This is a genomic window from Clostridium zeae (genome assembly GCF_017312485.1).
Lineage (GTDB): Bacteria > Bacillota > Clostridia > Clostridiales > Clostridiaceae > Clostridium_AR > Clostridium_AR zeae.
In genome coordinates, this window is the sequence record NZ_BMBA01000003.1 from 481,547 (window position 1) to 505,469 (window position 23,923).

22 protein-coding genes are annotated in these 23,923 nt (G+C 30.6%); 5 read left to right on the forward strand and 17 right to left on the reverse strand.

All coding sequences use genetic code 11. The features are described from left to right. Positions 1-285: 285 nt before the first annotated feature. The 4 genes from disA to J3477_RS17005 form a co-directional block, all read right to left on the reverse strand. A complete protein-coding gene (gene disA, locus J3477_RS16990) occupies positions 286-1,350 on the reverse strand; it encodes a DNA integrity scanning diadenylate cyclase DisA (protein ID WP_206871125.1) in 1,065 nt (354 codons plus the stop codon). 18 nt (positions 1,351-1,368) lie between these two features. Beyond that, entirely contained in the window at positions 1,369-2,727 is a 1,359-nt protein-coding gene (gene radA, locus J3477_RS16995; protein WP_206871126.1) for a DNA repair protein RadA, read from the reverse strand. A 353-nt stretch (positions 2,728-3,080) separates the two neighbouring features. After that, positions 3,081-3,815, reverse strand: coding sequence for a glucosamine-6-phosphate deaminase (gene nagB, locus J3477_RS17000; RefSeq protein ID WP_206871127.1), 735 nt, complete (start codon positions 3,813-3,815; stop codon positions 3,081-3,083). Further along, positions 3,812-4,534 (reverse strand): GntR family transcriptional regulator, encoded by a 723-nt coding sequence (locus J3477_RS17005; protein ID WP_206871128.1) that lies wholly within the window; start codon positions 4,532-4,534, stop codon positions 3,812-3,814. Before J3477_RS17005 ends, nagB begins: the two co-directional genes overlap by 4 nt. A gap of 863 nt (positions 4,535-5,397) precedes the next feature. Here J3477_RS17005 and J3477_RS17010 point away from each other — a divergent pair. Beyond that, positions 5,398-5,625 carry a glutaredoxin family protein gene (locus tag J3477_RS17010; RefSeq protein WP_206871129.1) on the forward strand — a complete coding sequence of 76 codons (228 nt, stop codon included), beginning with the start codon at positions 5,398-5,400 and terminating at the stop codon, positions 5,623-5,625. A 57-nt stretch (positions 5,626-5,682) separates the two neighbouring features. Here J3477_RS17010 and J3477_RS17015 read toward each other — a convergent pair whose 3' ends face one another. Further along, positions 5,683-6,495 (reverse strand): rhomboid family intramembrane serine protease, encoded by an 813-nt coding sequence (locus tag J3477_RS17015; RefSeq protein WP_206871130.1) that lies wholly within the window; start codon positions 6,493-6,495, stop codon positions 5,683-5,685. Between the two features lie 218 nt (positions 6,496-6,713). Next, positions 6,714-7,016, reverse strand: coding sequence for a hypothetical protein (locus J3477_RS17020; RefSeq protein ID WP_206871131.1), 303 nt, complete (start codon positions 7,014-7,016; stop codon positions 6,714-6,716). A 198-nt stretch (positions 7,017-7,214) separates the two neighbouring features. Between J3477_RS17020 and J3477_RS17025 the strand changes: the two genes are divergently transcribed. The 3 genes from J3477_RS17025 to J3477_RS17035 all read left to right on the forward strand — a co-directional run bounded on the left by J3477_RS17025 (position 7,215) and on the right by J3477_RS17035 (position 9,893). Then, positions 7,215-7,643 carry a CBS domain-containing protein gene (locus J3477_RS17025; RefSeq protein ID WP_206871132.1) on the forward strand — a complete coding sequence of 143 codons (429 nt, stop codon included), beginning with the start codon at positions 7,215-7,217 and terminating at the stop codon, positions 7,641-7,643. 323 nt (positions 7,644-7,966) lie between these two features. Further along, positions 7,967-8,533, forward strand: coding sequence for a sigma-70 family RNA polymerase sigma factor (locus tag J3477_RS17030; RefSeq protein WP_206871133.1), 567 nt, complete (start codon positions 7,967-7,969; stop codon positions 8,531-8,533). After that, positions 8,526-9,893, forward strand: coding sequence for a DUF4179 domain-containing protein (locus tag J3477_RS17035; RefSeq protein WP_206871134.1), 1,368 nt, complete (start codon positions 8,526-8,528; stop codon positions 9,891-9,893). Before J3477_RS17030 ends, J3477_RS17035 begins: the two co-directional genes overlap by 8 nt. Before the next feature lie 43 nt (positions 9,894-9,936). On the opposite strand, the gene lepB is transcribed toward J3477_RS17035, so the two are convergent. The 11 genes from lepB to J3477_RS17090 all read right to left on the reverse strand — a co-directional run bounded on the left by lepB (position 9,937) and on the right by J3477_RS17090 (position 23,049). After that, positions 9,937-10,527, reverse strand: a complete 591-nt coding sequence (lepB, locus tag J3477_RS17040; RefSeq protein WP_206871135.1) for a signal peptidase I — start codon at positions 10,525-10,527, stop codon at positions 9,937-9,939. Between the two features lie 173 nt (positions 10,528-10,700). Continuing rightward, entirely contained in the window at positions 10,701-12,491 is a 1,791-nt protein-coding gene (locus tag J3477_RS17045) for a M3 family oligoendopeptidase (protein ID WP_228731301.1), read from the reverse strand. Positions 12,492-12,857: 366 nt separating this feature from the next. Next, positions 12,858-14,234, reverse strand: a complete 1,377-nt coding sequence (locus J3477_RS17050; protein WP_206871169.1) for an MATE family efflux transporter — start codon at positions 14,232-14,234, stop codon at positions 12,858-12,860. 22 nt (positions 14,235-14,256) lie between these two features. Beyond that, positions 14,257-15,063: a TrmB family transcriptional regulator gene (locus tag J3477_RS17055; protein WP_206871136.1), complete on the reverse strand. Its 807-nt coding sequence runs from the start codon at positions 15,061-15,063 to the stop codon at positions 14,257-14,259. A gap of 439 nt (positions 15,064-15,502) precedes the next feature. Next, positions 15,503-16,963 carry an NADP-dependent glyceraldehyde-3-phosphate dehydrogenase gene (locus tag J3477_RS17060; RefSeq protein ID WP_206871137.1) on the reverse strand — a complete coding sequence of 487 codons (1,461 nt, stop codon included), beginning with the start codon at positions 16,961-16,963 and terminating at the stop codon, positions 15,503-15,505. Further along, the gene (locus J3477_RS17065) at positions 16,963-17,193 is read right to left on the reverse strand and encodes a glutaredoxin domain-containing protein (protein WP_206871138.1); all 231 of its coding nucleotides are present in this window, start codon (positions 17,191-17,193) and stop codon (positions 16,963-16,965) included. The genes J3477_RS17060 and J3477_RS17065 overlap by 1 nt, the downstream gene beginning before the upstream one ends. Before the next feature lies 1 nt (position 17,194). Beyond that, entirely contained in the window at positions 17,195-18,136 is a 942-nt protein-coding gene (gene trxB, locus J3477_RS17070) for a thioredoxin-disulfide reductase (RefSeq protein ID WP_206871139.1), read from the reverse strand. A gap of 401 nt (positions 18,137-18,537) precedes the next feature. Then, positions 18,538-20,994, reverse strand: coding sequence for an ATP-dependent Clp protease ATP-binding subunit (locus tag J3477_RS17075; protein ID WP_206871140.1), 2,457 nt, complete (start codon positions 20,992-20,994; stop codon positions 18,538-18,540). Between the two features lie 11 nt (positions 20,995-21,005). Next, positions 21,006-22,043, reverse strand: a complete 1,038-nt coding sequence (locus J3477_RS17080) for a protein arginine kinase (RefSeq protein WP_206871141.1) — start codon at positions 22,041-22,043, stop codon at positions 21,006-21,008. Positions 22,044-22,054: 11 nt separating this feature from the next. Next, positions 22,055-22,573 (reverse strand): UvrB/UvrC motif-containing protein, encoded by a 519-nt coding sequence (locus J3477_RS17085; protein ID WP_206871142.1) that lies wholly within the window; start codon positions 22,571-22,573, stop codon positions 22,055-22,057. A gap of 20 nt (positions 22,574-22,593) precedes the next feature. Next, positions 22,594-23,049, reverse strand: coding sequence for a CtsR family transcriptional regulator (locus J3477_RS17090; RefSeq protein WP_206871170.1), 456 nt, complete (start codon positions 23,047-23,049; stop codon positions 22,594-22,596). 195 nt (positions 23,050-23,244) lie between these two features. On the opposite strand from J3477_RS17090, the gene J3477_RS17095 reads away from it, so the two are divergent. Then, entirely contained in the window at positions 23,245-23,883 is a 639-nt protein-coding gene (locus tag J3477_RS17095) for an MBL fold metallo-hydrolase (protein WP_206871143.1), read from the forward strand. Positions 23,884-23,923: the final 40 nt, after the last annotated feature.

The window sequence follows — 23,923 nt, forward strand, 5'->3', positions numbered from 1 at the left end:
TTTACATGGAACTTATAATACTTGATCATAATCATAGATAAAATGCCTTGTAAGCTTTTTTACCACGTATATATAGTATCCAAATAATCATACTTTTAGTATTAACTTTACAAAACTTTTATGTAATTTTGTAAGATTTATTCTAATAAGATGTAAATTAGATAAATATATATGATTTTATCTTTCTTAACAATGTGTTAAGTTTTAAAAGCTTTTAATTAGTGAAACGTATAAAATCTAACAAAACAAATAAAAAGTTAGCAGGATTATAACCTGCTAACTTTTTTATAATTGTTTATTTAATGAGACTTGTTCCTTTATTCTTCTTAGCCCATTTCTTATTGCTCTCGCTCTTGCTTCTCCAATACCTTCAACTTGATCTAAATCATCTGTTGTAGCATCTAGAATTGCTGTCAATTCTTTAAAATGTTTTATAAGATTTTCTATAACAGTTGCAGGAATTCTTGGCACTTTGTTTAGAATCCTATAACCTCTTGGAGAAATTAATGTATCTATCATTGGAACTGATACATATCCTAGAAGCTTACCTATCATATCTAAATCAAGTAATTCTTCTTGGCTAAGCTTCTGCATATCTTTATATATCTCATTATGGTCCATATTAATCTTGCAATAATCTCTTATTAAAAGTATTCCGTCCTGCTCTATATTCTTTATTAGCTCGTTTAGCTGCATGGAAATCAGTCTGCCTTCATTTCCAAGTTCAACTATATATCTCTCTATCTCTCCTACTATTCTCATTACCATTTCTGTCCTTTGAATAGCAGTAACTACATCAAATAAAGTCACCAAATCCTGGAACTCTAATAAATTCAGATTATTAATAACTCTATCTAGAACTGCCACATACTTTTCAAGTGTCTGTACAGCCTGATTAGCCCTTGCTAATATAACACTGCTTTCTCTCAATACATATTTTAGCTCACCTTTATATATAGTTATTATATTTCTTCTCTGAGAGATAGCAACTGCTATCATTCCTGTTTGTTTAGCTACTCTTTGAGCAGTTCTGTGCCTTGTGCCTGTTTCAAAAGTCTGTATAGATGACTCTGGTACTAATTGAGCATTTGCACAAATAATCTTTTTTAGATCTGAACTTATTACAATTGCCCCATCCATTTTTGCTAGCTCGTAAATATATGACGGTGAATAATCAGAATTTATAGTAAATCCACCATCAACGATCCTCATGACCTCTTCAGTATTACTTAGTACTATAAGCCCTCCAGTTTTAGCCCTTAATATATTTTCAAGACCTTCTCTAAGCTGCGTTCCTGGACCAACTATTTTTAAAATGTTTTTAATTTCTTTATCATTTTCTATTCTCATATATCTTTCACCGACCTATCAGAAAATCTTGCTTACTGCTTCCTTTAAAGTTCTGACACCAATTACATTTAGTCCTTCCTTGTTAAGCTTATCTAAGTTTCTATATGGAACTACTACATTAGTAAACCCCATCTTTTGTGCTTCATTTACTAATCTATCACAATTGTTTACCGGTCTTATCTCTCCAGTAAGTCCTACTTCACCAATAATCATAACTTTTTCTAACGCCCCTGCATTTGCTTTAGATGACGATATAAGTGCTAACGCGATACCTAAGTCTGCAGTGGTACCCTCTATATTAAGTCCACCTACTACATTTAAATAAACATCGCTATTATAAAATGGTATTCTTATCTTTTTTTCAAGAACAGCTAAAATTAAGCTAAGTCTTTGATGATCTATACCTACTCCCGTACGCCTTGGCATGACAGCTTTAGTCTCTGTAACTAACGCTTGTATTTCTACAAGTATTGGTCTTGTACCCTCCATAAGTCCTACAACCATAGACCCTTCTTGATTGTAATTAGTGTCTTCTAAGAACATTCTTGATGGATCATAAATCTGAATAAGACCTTCTTGGCTCATTTCAAATACTCCAATTTCACTAGTTGTTCCAAATCTATTTTTCATCGTTCTAAGTATTCTAAATTCTTCTGTTCTTTCTCCTTCAAAAGAAAGCACTGTATCAACCATATGCTCTAGCACTCTAGGACCTGCTAATTCACCTTGTTTAGTCACATGAGCTACTATAAATAAAGGTATATTGTTACTTTTCCCCATCCTCATTATTACATTAGAGCATTCTCTAACTTGAGACACACTTCCTGGTGCAGAAGTAACCCCTTCTTTATATATGGTTTGAATAGAGTCAATTATTACAAAAACAGGTTTTATATCTTCTATATAACTTTCTATTACATCAAGGCTAGTTTCTGATACTATATATAATTCTTCAGCCTCAACTCCCAACCTATCTCCTCTTATCTTAATCTGCTCTTCTGATTCTTCACCAGAAACGTAAAGAACCTTTCCGTATTTTTTTGATATGTTATTAGCCGTTTGTAAAAGCAGCGTGGATTTTCCTATACCAGGATCCCCAGATATTAAGGTAAGAGATCCCCTTACAAGGCCACCACCTAAAACTCTATTGAGTTCAATAATTCCTGTATCATATCTTTCTTTTTCTCCAGATTTAATATCTTTTATTTGCTTAGGAGAACTAGTTTGTCTTGATGGAAATAAAGCTTTTTGTGGCTTAGTTTCCTTTACTTCTTCTAGCATAGAATTCCATGAATTACATTCTGGGCACTTTCCTAACCACTTTGGTGATTCATAACCACATTGCTGACAAACATATAGAGTTTTAATTTTAGCCATTATATCCACCTACTACTTTATCTTTTCCTGTTATATATTAATATTCTTTCATTTTAATAAAAATATAACCATATTTTATCATAATAAAATTTATATTTTAAATTTTTTAGTTAAAATAATATAAAATCCTGAATAAACTTTCTATATTAATATGCATTATTGGGTTAACATTAAACATTATATAATAGTATCATGCTTATATTAAAGTATATCATATAAATAAATTATATTTTTAATATAGCCATAAGATTTTAGCAAAATAAATGAATTACGCAAGCAATCCTATCTTAAAAACTTTATAGTTTCATAAACAATAAAAAAATGCCACAAATATGTGACATTTTCAATATATATTATGCTTCTTTTATAAACTTAGCTGCAGCTTCATCAATAACAACAACTACATTCCCGTGCATTTGTAGCATTGAAGCTGGTGCTTTTGTGCTTATCTTTCCACTTACTAATTGCGCAACTGCTTCAGCCTTATTTTCTCCACTAGCTAAAAGAAGTATTTTTTTCGATTTCATTATTCCGCCAATACCCATAGTTATAGCTTTCTTTGGCACCTCATCTATTGAATCAAAGAATCTTGCATTAGCTTCTATAGTGCTTTCAGCTAATTCAGTTTGATGTGTACCTTGGTATAAATACTCAGCTGGTTCATTAAAGCCTATATGACCATTGCCACCTATTCCAAGCAGTTGAAGATCAACTCCTCCAAGTTCCGATATTCTTTCATCATACTCTCTGCATGATGCATCTATATCTTCTGCTAATCCATTAGGAACAAAAGTTTTACTTTTATCTATATTAACATGATTGAATAGATTGTCATCCATAAAATATCTATAGCTTTGCTCATGTTCTCCACTTAGTCCTACGTACTCATCAAGATTTACACTAGTTACTTTAGAGAAGTCTGCTTTTCCTTCTTTATTTAACTTGATAAGCTCCTTATACATTCCAGCTGGAGTTCCTCCAGTAGCAAGCCCTAAAACCGCATCTGGTTTGTTATTTATAAAATCAGCAATTTCTCGAGCTGCAATTTCACTCATTTCATCATAATTTTTAGCAATTATTATTTTCATCTAAATTTCCCCTCCCGTGTTGAAATATCTACTTCTAATAAATACTTATCTGATCTGTAGGTAGATTCCTCTACAAAAAGAATCTTTCCATTGTTTGTTATAGTTTTAGAGTATATATTGATCAAAGGAACGTCTCTGTCTACATTAAATAGTTTTTTATAATAGTCATCCATTATTATTGCTTTTATTGAAGATTGAGAATAATCTATTTTGTAACCAAAGCCTTCTAACATCTCAAAAAGTGAGCCTTCTAATAACTTTTCATCTATATATCCACAGTAATCACATGGTATATATACTATTTCATTTGCTATGGTTTCCCCATCTACAATTCTCATTCTATCTATTCTATACAGCTTATCAAAAGAAAATACATCATGCATATCTTCAGGTGTATCTATAATCTCTAGTCCCAAAACCTTAGTTTCTAGCTTCCCACCAAGCTTCTTAATTATATTAGAGAAGCTCATCATATCTTTTTGCTTTACTTTGGGTTCACATACAAAGGTTCCTTTTCCTTTTTCTCTAATCAGTATTCCTTCTTGAACTAATTCGCCAAGAGCCTGTCTTATTGTCATTCTACTTACTCCATAGCTCTCCGAAAGCTCTCTCTCACTATCTATACACTGACCAACCTTCCATACTCCTTGAGATATTTTTCTCTTTATATCTTCCTTTAATTGATAATAAACTGGTATAGGACTATTCTTATCTATCATTTTCGTTCCTCCTGATTTAATTATATTATAAATTTCTCTACTTGTCTAGACCACTATACTACTATACTTTATTTGTTTATAGTTTTATCTATTTCCTTATAAATAAGATCCATTAATAAAACATTATCATTTTAAATATATTATAGGGGTAAAACTCTACTCATCAGCATTAATTTACTCGCTGGCTTAATTAATCTCAATTTAATCTTCACATTCTTTTACAAGCATTAAAATATGAACCATCAAGATTTATTTCAAAACTTATTATAGCATTTTAAACTATAGGGTTCCATTGGAAAAACCTAAGTTATGCATGTTCAGAAATCTTAGCTCCTGAGGATTTTCGTGGCATGCATAGCTTAAAAGTTGAAATTAGAACTTCATAGTTTCATTAAGGATTTAAAATAATATTTCAAATCCAATCAAAATATATTTTTTACATTCTACAGAGTATTCCATCCAAGTTAATAAGAAATTTTTTATTAACTAATTTTTATAGGTATATAATTTTTATATTGTCAAAATATATTATTATAAAAATGTTGTTTTATTCATTGTAAATGTATCATATAGCATAAGTATGTAAGTTTAAGATTTTAAAACATTGCAAGCCTATAATTTCAACTATTACTGCACACGTAGTAAAACTAACCTAGATCTTTATTTTATAAAGAAATATAAGTTCCCCTTATGAATAAGAAAAAGATATTTATGATTAAATATTTTTAACCACTATTTGTAAGCACATCATAATAATAGTCATATACTATAAAAGATTCAATAACTTTTGTATTGAATAATATACCCTCATGAGGTATAATGAATGTAGATAATAATTATTTGTTAATAAGGAGTGAAATGTTATGGTAAAAGTATATACAACTAATTCATGCCCTTGGTGTGTTAAGGCAAAGAGCTACTTAAAAGCACAAGGAGTTAATTATGAGGAACTAAATGTTCAAGAAGATTTAACCGCTAGAGAAGAAATGGTTAATAAATCAAGACAAATGGGAGTTCCTGTATTAGATATAAACGGTACTGTAATAGTTGGATTTGATAAGCCTGCTATAGATCAAGCTTTAGGTCTTTAATTAAAATAAATGAAGGTATCTCAGTATTGAGATACCTTCATTTATTTTTGTCTAAATTTAATTTTTTACATGTTCGTGATTTCTTAAATGATTTATACAGTATTCATGATTTCCTTCACAAATTGAACAATATCTGAACTCCATTGTAGGGTCATCATTTTCAGTTATTCCGCAAATCTCGCACTTATGTCTCCATACTAACTTAATATTCTTAGTTTTATTTTTAAATTTTCTCTTGTTATTATAAGCATAACCGCCATGCTTCCCTCTACTTAATATATCCCTACCGAAAAATAATACGAAGTTAATTAAAGCTGCAACTATAGCTAACTTAGTATCTAGTTCTCCTCCTATAAATGACAAGGCTAAGAACGCTGCATCAAGCCAAGCTAGGTACTTTATCTTAACAGGAATTATAAAGAACAGTAGTATTTGATAATTCGGATACACATATGCAAATGCTAAAAATAATGAAAGTGTTAGGTACGTTCCTAATACTCCCCCTGATATAAAGCCAGCTATTATAGTGCCAATCACACCAACAAAGTAATAAACATTAAACTTAAAGCTTCCCCATTCATTTTCTAAGGACGAACCTATAATATAATAAAAATATAAAACAAATATTATAAATAGTGGAGAAGAACTCGGTGGTATAAAAATAAATGTTATAAGCCTCCACACCTCACCTTTTAGAATAAGACTTGGTATAAACGCAAGTTTATATGATAGACTTGTTTGAAATAAGCCATTGCCTCGAAATAAGTAATCAACTAAATATACAAATAGATTTGCTCCCACTATATACATCATTAAATTTCTTATTGCAAACCTACCAAACTTTCTTTCTAATTTATTTAACCATTGCACTGTATTCACTCCTTATATTAAATGTAAAATCAATCTTAAACTTTATATTCTAATTATATCCAAATAATTGCTACTTAACTAGATATAAAAGCCTGTTCTATTATTATATAGTAAAAATCCCTCTAAGAGGGATTTTTTATATACTAGTATTATTTATGCTGCTTATTTTATTGTTAATCACATCATCAAATCTTAGTTTTTATGAAATAACAACACTACTATAAGTACTTTCTCTTAGCTACAAAACTTAGAATTATCGTAATTAAATATATAGCTATTATTATAAATGCTAATATTGTTGTAGATAAAGTGGTATAAAAGTTTAAGCATCCAGTTAATATTAGAGCTACTCCAATTACTATGTTCTGAGTTCTCAAAAACTTTATTAAATCATTTGAAATTTTATCATACTTTTTAAAATTTGAGAAATTCTTAATTCTTTCATCTGAAGCTCTAACACCAGCACCACATACCATTGCACCAAATATAATTAAGAATACACTAAAAATTATATCTTCCAATTAATTCAACCCCTTTTATCTAATCGTTTTAAAATATCTACTAAATTATAGAATAAAAGACTTATAATATCAATTAATATTATTATATCTCAATTATAGCTAATTCATGTTAAATACTTCATCATAAATTTTTCTAGTAATATTTTATTTTTTAAGGAAACACTAATGTTGAAATTTAATTGAAGGCAGGTGTTTTTTATGAAAGCAAGAGATATAATGAGTAAATCCGTAGTAAGTTTATCTTCAAATGATACCATTGAAAGAGCTGCTACACTTATGAAGGAATATGATATAGGATCAGTTCCAGTATGTGATAGTGACAAGGTTATAGGAATTGTAACTGATAGAGATATAGCTTTAAGAGCAGTATCTTCTAGCTCTCATACTTCAAGCGACTCTGTTAAAAATATTATGACAACCAATCCAGTAACAGCTTCACCAGATATGAGCTTAGAAGACTTATCAAGAATAATGAGTCAACAACAAATAAGAAGAATTCCTATAGTTGAAAATCAAAGACTAGTAGGAGTAGTCTCACTTGGTGATCTAGCAACAGAACCTCAAGCTGATCAAAAAGCGGGTCATTCACTAAGTGATATATCTCAACCCGGTACTCAAAATTATTAATTAAAATATCTTTGATGATGAAATAACATAAAGGATTAAGCTTAAAGTATTTATTACTTTTTAGCTTGATCCTTTTTTCTTACAAAATTATACTTTATAAAAATTTTTGAATGCCTATATTTTATTACCTGTAAGTTTCCTCATATATGTTCATTATCTCGGATGTTTAAAAAATCACCAAATAATATTCTCTAGATATTGTAGTATACTTATTTTCATAACAATATTTAAGAATTTTTTAACTAATATATAATTTATTACATTTTTTGTTTGAGAGAAATTTAATTATCTCTACGTAGTTATATATGAAAGGACGGTGCAAAATGAAGATCACTAGTGAAAACTTTATACATCAGCTGATAAAGAAGAATCCTTCTGCATTAGATTATGTCATAGATAACTACTCTAATTTAATGTTTAAAGTAATAACTTCTGTTCTTGGAACAGATCATAGAGAAGACTGCATGGAGTGCTTAAATGATGTAATTTTAAAGGTATGGAACAATATTTCCTCTTATAAATCTGAGGAGTCAAAATTCACTTCTTGGTTAATTGCAGTAAGTAAATATAACGCAATAGATTACAAAAGAAAACTCATAAAAACTAAAGATCAATGTGATATTGATGATATCACTCTAATAAATGAAAAAAGCACTGAAGATATAATTTTAGATAATGAAAATAGAAATGAACTTTTAAATATTATAAACACATTAGAATATCCTGATAGAGAAATTTTTATAAGAAGATACCTTATTGGAGATAGCATAAACACAATATGTTCTTCTCTAAATCTTACTCGGTCTTCAGTAGATAATAGAATCTTCAGAGGAAAGAAAAAATTAAAGGAACAATTAACTAGCGGTTACGGAGGTTTTGTCAATGAATGATAATATATATGAATTATTAAATTCATCTTCTTTTAATGAAGAAGAGTTTGACAATATAGAAACAGACTTAACAGACCTAGAAGTTAAACAATTAAAAAATAACTTCAGAAAAAACATTAAAGTTTCCAAGAAGAAAAGGTTTATATATATTGCAGCTTCACTAGCCATTTTTATAACAGTTGGAACCTTTACGGTTAAACCTGCTTTTGCACAATCTTTTATTGAAAGTATACCGGTAATAGATTCCTTATACGAAAAATTAGGTTACTATAAAGAGTTTAAGGATTTTTCTAGTTATGTCGGTTTAAGCCAAGAGAAGAACGGCTATAAATTCACCATAGATAAACTAATGGCTGATGATGAAAATGTCATGGTTGCTATGAGGATTTATAAACCTGGATTGAACATTGAAAAGAATAAGGACGGTAAGAACATAAATGATTTTATGATAACTCCATATCTACCAAGTTCATTTGGATTGTTTATAACTGCTGATAATCATTCAAAGATTATTGATGATAACACCCTCTTAGTAGTTACTACCTTTAAAACAGATCCTTCAAAAAAGCCACCAAAAAGATTTGATCTCTCTATAGAAATTCATAATATTCCAGCTAATGACGTAAGCGTCAAATTTAGCTTACCGGTTTCAAGAGAGAAAATTATTGATCAAACTATAGCAAAGAATAGCATAGGCACCATTAGTTTGACTGACTCCTGCAAAATCAAGATAGATAGGTTTAAAACCAGTCCCTTAGGAACATCAATAAAGTTCACTCTCCCTTCAAACGCAAAGGATTTTGAAAACTTTTCATTTTATCTTTATGATGATAAAGGCAGGATATACGAAACTAAATCTTGTAGATCTCAAGATGAAAAAAACTTTATATGCGATTTTACCAATGTAGAAAAAGATGCAAAAAAAGTCTATATAATGGCTTATAAAACAAATTTATTAGACACTCTAAACGATAAAGAAAAAATGGTTAAATACTCAGAAGAAATGCTTATAGCTTATAATTTAAAAACGCTTAAAAACTTCAAATTTGATGGTATAGGAAGCATCAATGTTACGAATATAAAAAAAGAGTCTAACAATATAAAGTTTTATTTAGAAATTAATGATCCTAAAAACTTATTAAAGCATCAGTTTCCAATCTGGTTGCAAAATAAAGACCTAAATAATACATTTTCTTTGGATGATTTTAGTTTCTATAAAAATTTAGATTCGTCTAATAAAAATGATTATATTGCTGAATTTAAAAATATGGATTCAAATGAAGAATATCTTTATAGTGTTAACACCTCACCTTATAAAATAATTGCACAGGGAGAACCCCTAGAAGTAACCCTTAAATAAACAAAATAACCACTGAGACTGTCTCGTCTCAGTGGTTATTTCTCTATTTTACAGAACTAATCTTATCTAAAGGCCACACTCTTAGCCTTGCTTTTCCTTCAACCTGCTTTTTATCTATAAGACCAAAAGATCTACTATCTATGCTTACTTCTCTGTTATCCCCTAAAACAAACAGTTTACCCTCAGATACTTTTAGTGGAAAGTTAACCCCTTGTTTTACAGTTGTGCCTTGAGTATAAGTTTCATTAAGTTTTTCTCCATTTACATATACATAACCATCTCTTAAATCTATCTCATCACCAGGAAGCCCTATAACTCTTTTTACTAGTCTAGTATTCTCTTGCTTTCTTTGAATAACATCATCTAAAAATATTTTAAAGTCTGAAAAAGAATTATCCCTGCTCCTATTTTCTAGAAATATGACTACATCTCCTCTTTGAGGTTCAGTGAAATCATAGCTCACTTTATCTACAAGTAACTCCTGACCATCATGTAGAGTATTCTCCATTGATCTCTGTTGTACTTGAACCATAGCAAAAACTTTTGTATCAAGTATTGTCACTAAAATTAACGCTCCAGCAATTGTGTAAACCCAACTCATAACTTCTTTAAATATCTTCTTTTTTTCTAACATATTTCCTCCTATAAGCATATTAATATTATAAACTTTGAGACTAAAATGGTAATTACCTACTTACGTTATTAGTATCCAAATTAAATCTTATCTAAATTCTGTACTCACACTTCTTTACTGGTAAAACTAGTAGGTTACATTAAAACTCTATATTTAAAATAAAGATACTACTCTCAACTGATGTCTACGTTACAAAACTTATCTATGTCTCTTTTTATAATTTCAAAAGATCCTCTCCAGAACTCTTCATTATGCAAATCAATTTCTACATGCTTAGCTACATCATAAATATTTGCCTGGCCTGTAAGCTTAAGCACTTCATTATATTTTTCTATAAAATCATTTCCTTGTTGCAAGTATATCTTATATAGCCCTTTTGAAAATAATAGACCAAAAGCATATGGAAAGTTATAAAAGTTTCTTTCAACATAATAATAATGTGGTTTATGCACCCATGCATAGTAATCGAAGGTTTCCTCAATTATTGCATCTCCATAAGCTTCTTTTTGAGCCCATACCATTATATCTTTTATTTCATCTACAGATAATTCTCCATCTTTTCTTCTATGAAATACTTCCTTCTCAAATAAGAATCTTGCATATATATCTACTATTACACTTGCACAATTTTCTAGTTCTGCTCCCAGTATCACCAATGCCTCATCTTTATCTGCTGTTTTCAGAGCAGCATTTCTTACAATACTTTCAGCAAATATTGATGCTGTCTCAGCCAGAGGCATAGGATAAGATGAGTTTAATATACTTTCTTTCTGAAGTATACTTCCATGATAAGCATGGCCAAGTTCATGAGCTATAGTGCATACATTTTTAAAATTTCCATCATAGCTGCATAGCACTCTACTTTCCTTTATGAAATGAAGGTTATGACAGAAAGCTCCCCCTCTTTTTCCCTCTCTCACTTCTGCATCTATCCATCTACTTTCGAAAGCCTTTAAAGCTAAATCTCCCATTTCAGGCGAGAATGACGAGAAATGTTTTACTATAAAATCTCTGGCTTCTTCATAGCTAAAGTTCATATCTCTACTTCCTACTGGAGCCATTATATCATAATAAGGCAACTTATCTTCATATCCTAATATCTCTGCTTTTTTTAAGAAATATCTTTTGAAATACCCTAAGCCTTCTTTCATAACTTTAAGCATAACATTTAAAGTTTCTTCATCCATTCTAGAATTATCAAGAGTCATATTTAAAGGTGAAGAATATCCTTTTAATTCACAAATAGTTAATACCTCTCCCTTTATCCCATTCAATGCAGCAGCTACACCTTCTGCAATAGAATCGTTACTAATGCGCTCTGCAAAAAATGCCTTTTCTCTTAATACATTATCCTTTGAAAACTGCATATTTTTAATCTTGGTTATAGGTAACTTTTCTACTCTTCCTTCTATATCAATCTGAACTTTATGATTTGAGGTTAATTGATTTTTTAATTTTAACCAAGCACTAGAGCCTGTAAGCCTCATCTTTGATATTGCCACTTCTTCTTTCTCACTTAAAATATATTTACTTTTTGAAACTATTTCTTTTAGGTAAAATATATGTTTTTTTAATATCTCAGAAGAACTAAGTATTTCATCTAAATTTTTTATATCACTTATCCATTTTGAAAATTTGACTTCAGCTTCAGTGATTTTAGTGTCTTTTTTTTCAATTAAAGTAATATACTTTTTTGCCTTCTCATCTTTAGCATTAGCTGCAAAATTCAAACTTGCAAAGCTTCCTAATCTTCCTATAACATTTCTGTATTCAGTAAAAATACTTATATAAGCTTCTAACTTTTCTTTTAGATTATCAGTATTTGAAAGATTCTTATCACACCAATTTGTAAATTCATCTATTATATCATCTAATAACTTCATGTCATTTTTAAAATCTTCTCCATCAAATGAAGAGTATAATTCTTTTAGACTCCATCTCATCTTTTCGCTATCATCAATCATCTCATAAATTGGCACCTATACAATGCTTATTAACAGCATAAATTATAGATACCAAACTCACCTCTTCTCATAATAAATTAACTATATATTTAATATTATTTACATACTTTAAAATTCCTTCTAAATTTTATTAATTTACTGGGTATATTTTGTAAATTTATTACTAACTACTATAAATTGACGCTACACCCATAGCTAATAAATATAACTTTCTATTACATCAAACTTATAATATGCGAAAATTCAGTACTTATTCCTTTTAGCTTATTTTAAGTTTATGAATGAAAAAATCTAGGCTTCAATTACAAACCTAGATTTCTATATAAAGTAAAAATCTAAATAATATTTTTAATTTGCACCTCTTAATTATGCTTGTTGAACCATGCCTTTCTTAACAAAGGCCATCTTCTCCCACTTTCTTGTTCTCCATCTCCAAAGCATTAGAACTCCTCTGAACCATTCATCACAAGCAAAAGCTATCCACATTCCTGCAAGCCCCAAACCTAATTTTATGCCAAGCAAATATGATAAGGTTACGCTTACTCCCCACATTGAAAATATACCCATATAAACAGGGAACTTAACATCTCCAGAAGCTCTTAAAGAATTGATTACTACTAAATTAAAGGAACGTCCTGGTTCTAAAAATGCGTCTATTATCAGAATCACTCCACCCACCGCTAATATGTTTGGATTAGAAGTAAATATACATAAGGCTTGATTTCTAAGTAAAGCGAATATAATTCCTATTCCAAAGGATATCTTTAAAGCAAGTTTTAAGCTATGGATACAGGTCTTATAAGCTTTATCATTTTCCTCAGCACCAACTAAATGCCCTATAAGTATTTCAGTACCTTGGCCTATAGCTATTGAAAACAAATATGCAAACATTACGATATTTTGTACATATGCTTTCGTAGTTAGAGCCTCATTTCCTAAGAAGTTGATAAAATATGTTATAACAAGCTGAGATACATTATATGAAAGCTGTTCTCCTGCAGTAGGAACCCCTATCTTCAAAAGATCTTTTACTATCTTTGTAGGAAATGGTTTTAAGTTTTTTATGCTAAACCCTCTCTCAACATTTCTGAATACAACAAAAATCATTACAATAAGTCCAAGTAACTTACTAATATTTGTGGATATTGCAACTCCAGATACTCCTAATACAGGCACTCCAAAAGCACCAAATATAAATACATAATCTAGTACAACATGGAGTACATTCATGCCTATAGTAACATACATTGATATTTTAGTAAGCCCATGACTTCTAACTATAGCTGTACAAGTCATCATCACAGCTTGCATAAATAAAAATCCACCTACTATCTGTAGATATTGTACTGCAAATTTCATAAGCTCTGGTCTTATCCCCATAGCACCCAATATGCCATGAGCCGCAAAATACATGATTCCGCTAAGTAAAAGTCCAAATAATAGATTAATAATTAATGATACGGTGGCTACCTTTGAAGCCATTTTTTTATTGCCAGCGCCTAAGTTTTGAGCAATAAGTACTGAGGTACCTGTAGATAATATTCCAAACATTATATTCATCATTGATATCAACTGATTAGATACTCCAACAGCCGCTACTGAATTATCAGAATACCTACTTAACATCAATGTGTCTACACTTCCGAGTAGCATAAATAGTAAGGTTTCTATAAAAATTGGCCAGGTTAGATTAAATACAGTTAGTTGTTTTTTCTCTTTCTTTTTATTCGTCAAAATACTCATCTCCGATTTAATATTTATATTATTATTTATCTTTACGGTTTCCACAAACCGAGGATCCAAGTTCAAAGCCGCTATTAATTAATATATCATTAGTAACCATATTCTGATTATATTTATTCTTTAATTTTAAAAGATATATATCGTGATGGATGTGCTCTGCAATTATTGATACCATTAATGAATTTTCTGTTATAGTTCCTAATATATCACCAGCTCGTGTTTCATTAGCTATAAGCGATTTTTTATTATCAACAATCATCATCCATCTTCTTCCGTCATAAAACATACTCTTACTTTCATGATGATAATATTCTATATCTAATTCACTTATATCTAGATCCTCAAAGGAGAAAACTATTACTCTGACATTCTTCTTAATTAATTGCCTTATTTCTTCTTCGAATAACTTTAACTCAAAAGTAGTGGCTATATATACTTCATTTTCAGTCTCTAATAATAATCTTTTAGTAGTATCTATAAAATTTGAATACCCTTTCATATTCCAGTATTGATCATCCAATTTAAATCTATCAATGTTACTTAAGGACTTTTCTAATATATCTATAGAACTTTGGTAGTTATTTTTTATATTATTTATCAAAGTATCTGGTGACTGAGCTTTATAGATAGTAGGTTCACCAGAAAGCATTAACACATTTCCTCTGTTATATAAGTTCTCTAAAGAACTGTATATTGAACTCCTTGATATATTAAGTAGTTTTGATATTTGAGAACCATTTAGCTCACCATTCTTAAGCAAACATATATAAACTTCAGCTTCTGTCTTTGTAAAATTAAAATCCTGCAATTTATTAATTAATTCTTCCATTTATCCTCCTAATTTCACTTACACTATGTTGTACTTATTGTACAACATAGTGTTTTTCTAAGTCAAATAATAATTTATTTTAAAGGCTATGTTTAATATTATTGTTAAAATTAAGTGGTTATACGGGAGATGCTATATGAGCGAGCTATTAGAATTAAATGATTTTTTCAGATGGAATGGCGTTAATAAACTGTACTGTTCGAACGTAGTGAGTTTACAGTTTTAGCCATGGAATATGACAAAATCATATTAATTCTTTGCGTAAGCTCATTAAAGCATCGGATGTATAACCACTTAATTTCAACACGGTGTTTTAACAGCACCATTTTAAAATCTATTAATAGCAGATTTTAGACTTACTTATTCTTCAAATAGAAAAACCTCTTTAGGATAATTTTATAAATCATCCTAAAGAGGTTTTTATGAATTACATTAATAATTAATCAGCTAAATTTATAACTATAGCTTTTGGTCTACTCATTGCTTCTATTGAGTATCTTATACCTTGAGTACCTATACCAGAAGATTTAACTCCTAAGAATGGGAAATGGTCTGGTCCTCTTTCAGTCTTGTTATTGACTTGAACAGTACCAACTTCAAGTTTTGATGCTATATAGAATGCAGCATTAATATCTTTTGTAAATACAGATGATTGTAAACCATACTCTGAAGCATTGGCTATCTTTATTGCAGCATCTCTATCACTAATTCTTATTATAGGAAGTACTGGTCCAAATGGTTCTTCCCATGCTAATCTCATATCCACTGTAACTTCATCATATAGTGTTGGATAGATTAAGTTTCCTTCTCTATTTCCACCAATAATCAGTTTTGCACCTTTTTCTTCAGCATCTCTCATAAGTTCTTCAACAAAATCTGCTGCCTTAGTGTCTATTAAAGGCACTACATCAACTTGCTCCTGTTCTAAAGGATTACCTACCTTTAAAGCTTCAATCTTTGTTTTAAGTTTAGCTATCAACTCATCTGCAACTGATTCCATTACTAATATTCTCTTAACAGCTGTACATCTTTGACCTGAATATGAATATCCACCTGCTATTATATTTTTAACTGTAAGATCTAAGTCTGCATCCTCTAAAACTATAGCAGCATCCTTACCTCCAAGTTCCATTAGAAGAGGTTTCATTGCAGTTATTTGTGATATATGCTTACCAACCTCTGTACTTCCTGTGAAGTTTATAAAATCTATATGATCATGAGTAACTGCATAGTCACCTATTTCACTACCTCTTCCAGTTACAGTATTTAAAACTCCTGCTGGAAGACCGGCTTCTTGGAAAGCTTTTGCCAAATATAATGCTGATATACTTCCTTGAGTAGCTGGCTTTAACACTACTGAATTACCTGCTACTACAGCTGGCGCTATCTTTGAAGCAGAAAGATTTACTGGATAATTAAATGGAGATATTGCAAGTATCACACCTAGTGGTTCTCTAGTTACTACTGAAATTTTGCTTCTATTGAACCCAGGGAATGGATCTGAAGGTATAGACTCACCTTCCATACTCTTAGCAGCATCTGCAGTAAATCTAATATAATCAGCAGTTCTTGTAACTTCTGAAACAGCACTCTTCTTATCTTTTGCAACTTCTCTTACCATTATATTAGCTATTTCTTCCGCTTTCTTATCTAAAATATCTGCAGTTTTATAAAGAATATCTGCTCTTTCATTTAGCGGTACATTTCTCCAGGATAATTGAGCTTCACTAGCATTTTGTATAGCAGCATCTACTTCTTCTTTACTCATTGCCTGAATGCTTCCTACCAGTGATTGATCAATTGGTGATTTTATATCTATTAATTTCTTTGTGTTTGTTTCAATCCATTGCCCATTCACAAGATTTTTATATACACTTCCATTACGTATATCATTAAACATTATTTTACCTCCAATGCTCTATCTATTTTCGCTCTGTCAAAACCTACTATCACTTCTCCGTTTATCTCAATAACTGGTACTGATCTTTGACCAGATACAGCAAATACTTCTTCTCTAAATTCATGCTCATCAGCTACATTTATCTCTGAGTATTCTACTCCTTTTATCTTAAAGTAATCTTTTGCCTTAACACACCATGGACACCATGAAGTTGAATATATTTTTACCATATTATTTACCTCTCTTTGCTTCTAAAATATATTTTTCTGCATCAAGTGCAGCAATAGTTCCGTCTGCCACTGCAGTTGTAATTTGTCTAAATTGCTTTTCTCTTACATCACCAGCAGCATACACACCTTTTATGTTTGTTCTTGTATTTTCATCTGCTAATATATAACCTTGAGGAGTTAGGTTTACATAATCCTTGAAGTGTTCAGTCTTAGGTTCTGTTCCTATATATCCAAAAACAGCTTCCATCTGGATTTCTTTTTCTTCTCCTGTGTTTGTGTTCTTTATCTTAGCTTTCTCCATAAATTTTTCACCAGATACATCCACTAGATCCCAGTTGTACATAACTTCTATCTTTGGATGGTGTAAAACTTCTTCAAGAGTTGCTGCTTCACCTTTAAAATAATCGAATCTTCTTACCATAATTACTTTTGATGCAAACTTAGTAAGGAATAAAGCTTCTTCAAGAGCTGAATTTCCTCCACCAACTACTCCAATAACTTTTCCTTCATACATCGCTCCATCACAAACTGCACAGTAATGTATTCCCTTACCAGAAAATTTTTCTTCACTAGGTATAGGAAGTTTTTTAGGAGTTGCCCCTGTTGCTATTATTACTGCTTTAGGCTTATATATATAACTAGTAGTTTCAACTATTTTTTCATTTTCTGAAAAATCTACTCTTTCTACTAAGTCGAATTCATCTATTTTAGCACCTAATTCAAGCGCCTGTTCTTGCATTAAATCTGCTAGTTTGCTACCTTCAACTGTCTTAAATCCAGGATAGTTTTCTATGGAATAACTAGTTCTTACCTGTCCGCCTACTATAGCATCTTCCAAAAGCACCATATCTAGCTTAGCTCTGGCTGCATAAATAGCTGCAGTTAATCCAGCTGGGCCTCCACCTATTATCATTAAATCAATTTGCTTTTCATTTTTCGCCATGCTTTTCCCTCTTTCCTAATAATACTTTTGACCGCTTTGTTTACCCCCAAGGGGTATCTTTAATATTATTATAGCACTATAAACTCATTTTGCAACCTATTTTTAAAAGATAATTATTATTAATTATGCACACTTCTCCTATCTTATAGTTTTTTATTATTTATATTTATTATTCAAGTTTTTATTGAGTTCTTACTTATATCTTTTTCATATATGTGTCTATACGATTCTTAACTTAACAATCAATTTATATATTAATGAAAATCACAGGAGTCTACGATTATTAAAAATAATAAATTAAGTTTGCAGATATACCCTAATAAAAGAACCGTAGTTCTCTCATACATAAACTTTAATTCTTAAAGTTCATATATTTATAAACTACGGTTTTTCTAACAAATTTATTCCTGTGGTACTAGCTCTGGAGTAAACTTTAATTCTCCTTCTTCTACAGTAACTTTTACTCTTTGACCTCTCTTTATATTACCTTTAAGCATCTCTTCACTTAACTTATCCTCAACACTCTTGGTAATCACTCTTCTTAGAGGTCTTGCTCCATAGGTTACATCTTTACCTTTTTCAACAAGAATCTTTCTACTTTCTTCATCAAAATCTAAATGGATATCTTGTTCATCTAGTCTTTCTGTAACTGAATTTACCATTAGGTTGACTATTTGTAATAAGTCTTCCTCTTGTAATCCATGGAACACAATTGTGTCATCTATTCTATTTAGGAATTCTGGTCTAAATGTCTTTCTAAGATCATCCATAACATTTTCTTTCATATTTTCATATTCTGTTTCACTCTTATTTTCATCTAAACCAAAGCCTATAGACTTTTGTTTCTTTATTGTATGAGCACCTACATTAGATGTCATTATAATTATTGTATTTTTAAAGTTAACAGTCTTTCCTTTTCCATCTGTAAGTCTTCCATCTTCAAGTATTTGAAGTAATACATTAAACACATCTGGGTGAGCCTTTTCTATTTCATCAAGCAATATTACTGAATAAGGTCTTCTTCTTGCTGCCTCTGTAAGCTGACCACCTTCATCATATCCTACATATCCTGGAGGAGATCCAATAAGTCTTGATACTGAATGTTTCTCCATATATTCAGACATATCTACTCTAACTATATTATCTTCATCACCGAACATAGCCTCTGCTAATGCTTTTGAAAGCTCTGTTTTTCCAACTCCAGTTGGCCCTAAGAAGATGAAGGATCCGATAGGCCTATTTGGATCTTTTAGTCCTACTCTAGCTCTTCTTACTGCTCTAGATACAGATTTAACTGCTTCATTTTGTCCTACAACTCTCTTATGAAGTATTTCCTCAAGCTTTAAGAGCTTTTCTGATTCTGTTTCTGTAAGCTTTTCTACAGGAACTTTAGTCCATTTTGAAACAACTGATGCTATTTGCTGCTCTCCAACTATATGAGTTTTAGTACTACTTTGAGTAGTCCAGTTCGTCTTCATATGATCAAGCTTTTCTCTTAATTTCTTCTCTCTATCTCTAAGTTCAGCTGCCTTTTCAAAATTTTGTACCGCTATGGCATCTTCCTTTTCCTTTGTAGCTTTCTCTATTTGTTCTTCCATTTCTTTTAAATCTGGAGGAGTAGTTAAGTTTTCTATTCTAACCTTAGCTGCTGCTTCATCAATTAGATCTATAGCTTTATCTGGCATATATCTATCTGTTATATATCTATCTGAAAGATTAACTGCAGCCTCTAGAGCTTCATCAGTTATCTTAACACCATGATGAGCCTCATATTTATCTCTAAGTCCTTTTAATATCTGTAAAGTTTCATCCTTAGAAGGTTCTCCAACATTTACTGGCTGGAATCTTCTTTCAAGCGCAGAATCTTTTTCAATATATTTTCTGTATTCATCTATAGTTGTAGCACCTATACATTGAATTTCTCCTCTTGCTAATGCTGGTTTTAGTATATTAGATGCATCTATTGCTCCCTCAGCACCACCAGCTCCTACAATTGTATGAATTTCATCTATAAATAAAAGTACATTACCTGCGTTTCTTATTTCTTCCATTACCTTTTTTAATCTATCTTCAAATTCACCTCTATATTTTGCACCGGCTATCATTGATGTTATATCTAAGGAAACTACTCTTTTATCTTTAAGTATCTCAGGTATATTTCCTTCAACTATTTTTTGAGCTAACCCTTCTGCTATTGCAGTCTTACCTACTCCAGGGTCTCCTATTAAACAAGGATTATTTTTTATTCTTCTACAAAGAATTTCTAAAACTCTTTGTGTCTCTTCATCTCTTCCTACTACAGGATCTAACTTGCCTTCAACGGCCATTTCAGTTAAGTCTCTGCCAAACTGATCTAAACTTGGTGTTTTATCAGTTCTTCTTCTCTGTGGGCTATCTGGCTGACCACCTTGTGATGCAGGCTTTCCATTAAAGCTGTTTATTATATCTGATCTAAGCTTTTCAAAATTCACATTAAGATTATTTAGTATAGTATATGCTACACCTTCATTATCAGCTAATAATGCTAGTAATATATGCTCTGGACTTATATAGTTATGGCCTAGATTTCTAGCCTCTACTAGACTATTGTCCAAAAGTCTTTTTGTTCTTGGTGTTAGAGGAATCTCACCAGAGAAGTATTCTACTTCTCCTTCACCAACATATTGTTGAATCAGTTTACCTACAGCTTCTACAGTAACACCGTACGAGTTTAATAATTCTTTACTTTTACCTTCATCTGCTAATATACCTACAAGTATATGCTCTGTACCTATATAACCATGTTTATACTTTTTAGATTGCTCTCTAGCATTCATTAACACCTTTTGAGCTCTTTCAGTAAATCTTCCAAATAACATGGTGTCACCTCCTAATTATTAATTTTTCTAAATGTCTCCCTAACTAATTTCCCTCGTTCTATATCTCTTTCTTTCTCTGTTAGCTTTCTACCAACCTTAAGTTGAAGTGAAGCTGGCTGAATTAATACCAGTAAACTGTTCAAAAGTTTTTTATCTATATCATCTATTATTGACATTTCTACGCCTAATCTTACATAAGACAAAAGTTCTAGGCATTCTTTTGAACTTAAAATAATTGCATTCTTTAGTATTCCAATTGACCTATATATTTTATCCAAAATTTCATATTCATAATTAGCTCTTAGGTATTCTCTTGATTTTATTTCTTGAGCTGTTATTTGAGAAACAACAGCCTGTAGATTGGTAAGTATTTCTTCTTCGGTAATTCCTAAGGTTACTTGATTAGATATTTGATATATATTACTATCTGCATTAGAGCCTTCTCCATAAAGACCTCTTATTGTCATTCCTACTTGTGCTAATCCTTTTATTAACCCATCTATTTCTTTATTCATAGTAAGTGCTGGAAGATGAATCATTACTGAAGCTCTCATTCCAGTGCCTATATTAGTAGGACACGCTGTTAAATATCCAAATCTCTCATCAAAAGCATAATCAAGATAATTTTCAAGCATGTCATCAAGTTTAGTGGCTTCATTGTAGGCTTCTTTAATATCAAATCCTTTTGTTATACACTGAAGTCTTATATGATCCTCTTCATTTATCATTATGCTCATTGTTTCATCTTTATCAACTAAAAAAGCTGTTTTCTTATAAGACTTTAGTAAATTAGGACTAATAAGATGCTTCTCAAAATAACTAGTTGATACATTTCCACCTATCTCCCAAAGCCTAACTGTTGTAAACTTATCTCTTGTATTTTCATTTAAATAGAATGCACTCTCTATTCTGTCAACATTTTCTCTTCCTGTGTTTTCATCAAGCTTATTAGTAAAAGGGATTTTTTTTAAATTTCTTGCAAGTCTTACTCTTGAACTAATAACTATTTCATCATTAGCATTATCAAGTCCACTAATCCAGTTATTCATAAAGCATCCTCCTATTCTCCAATGGTTTCTTGAAGTGACTTTATTTCATCTCTAAGGACTGCAGCTCTTTCATACTCTTCACCCAAAATTGCGTGCTGAAGTTCTTCCTTCAATTTCAATAATTTTTTCTTTTCTACTAAACACTTACCTGCTTTTGTAGGGACTTTTCCTACATGTTCTACATCACCTTGAACTCTTTTTATTACAGGATTAATTGTATTCTGAAAGTTTTTATAACATTCACTACACCCTAAAAGTCCTGTCTTTTGGAATTCATCATAAGCCATTCCACAATTCTCACAAGTTACTACGGTTTTCTGAGCATCTCTGGATGTTTTGTTTACATAGTCCACAAGCCCACTCAAAAGGTTTTGGAATGAAAACTCACCTAAATCTTCAAAAGGATTTAAAGGTATCTCCATGGATTCATTAGCACACTTATCACATAGATTCACTTCTTTCTTATCTCCATTTACAACCTTAACGATATGAACAGTAGCTTCTCTTGATTCACATTTATCACATAACATATCTCATACCTCCCTTTTATTTAAGATAATAGAACCATAACCAATGATCTTAATATATCTGCTCGAACTCTATTTTTATTTTCTGTATTTTGGAGAGTTCTATCATTAATTGTAATTTTAATTAAAGCTAATTCCCGTTTATTTATTATGTCTAAATCATATAAGCTTTCTATTATTGCTACTCCATTTTGATAGGTTAAACTATCTCCTATGCTAGAACTTATTATTTGATAAATCTTATCTTTTGTATCATAAGTAATTTTCTTTATAAGTATGCAGCCTCCACCGCCTCTTTTGCTTTCAATCAAATAACCCTTATCACAAGTAAATCTAGTTGTTAACACATAATTTATTTGTGATGGTGCACAAGAGAACTTGTCAGCTAGCTCATTTCTTTGTATTTGAAGTTCTTGATCACAGCTCTGCTCAAGTAAGTTTTTTATGAATTCTTCTATAACGTCAGACAATCTTGCCACCATATCACCACCTTACTTTGACTTTCTTTGACCTTAAATATATATTAATATTTTTTCAATATTGAATCAAGTAATAAGTTTTATTAATTAACAAAGATAATCAAAGAAACTTAGAGTTATTTTGCTCTAATTGAGTATAACCACATGTTATGGTTATAATAGAAGTATAAAAAACAAATTTGAGGATGTGAATATATGGAAATACTTTGGTTGGGACATGCTTCGTTTTTATTAAAAAATTCTATTGGGAAAAGGTTATTATTAGATCCATTTCCTAATGATATAGGTTATTCAACTTATGAAGATAAAGTTGACTTAATAGTTATGAGTCATAAACACTTTGATCATTGTTATATATCTGTAGCTAATTCTGAAACTAAATTAATAGATACAATAGGATATCATGAAACTGATTTTTGTACCGTAAAAGGTATACAAAGTTATCATGATAAAGAAAATGGATTAAAAAGAGGAACTAATATTATTTATATTATCGATATTGATGGTTTTAGAATATGTCATCTTGGGGATCTCGGGCATACACTTGATTCTGAAACATTATCACAGATAGGAAAAGTAGACGTTCTTATGATACCTATAGGAGGGAATTTTACTATTGATGGCTCAGAAGCTGCTAAGGTTGCAACTTCTATAAGTCCAACTTATATTATTCCTATGCACTACAAAACCCCTCAGCTTACTTTTGAGCTTGAAGGTCCAGAAAAATTCCTGACTTCTATTAAAAATGTGAAAAAGATTGATTCTCATGAGTTTATACCTGATAAAAATGAAAATTCATCTAATAACGTCATACTTTTTAGTTTGCTTAAATAATATTTTTATATAAAAAAAGACCACCTTACGGTGGCCTGTC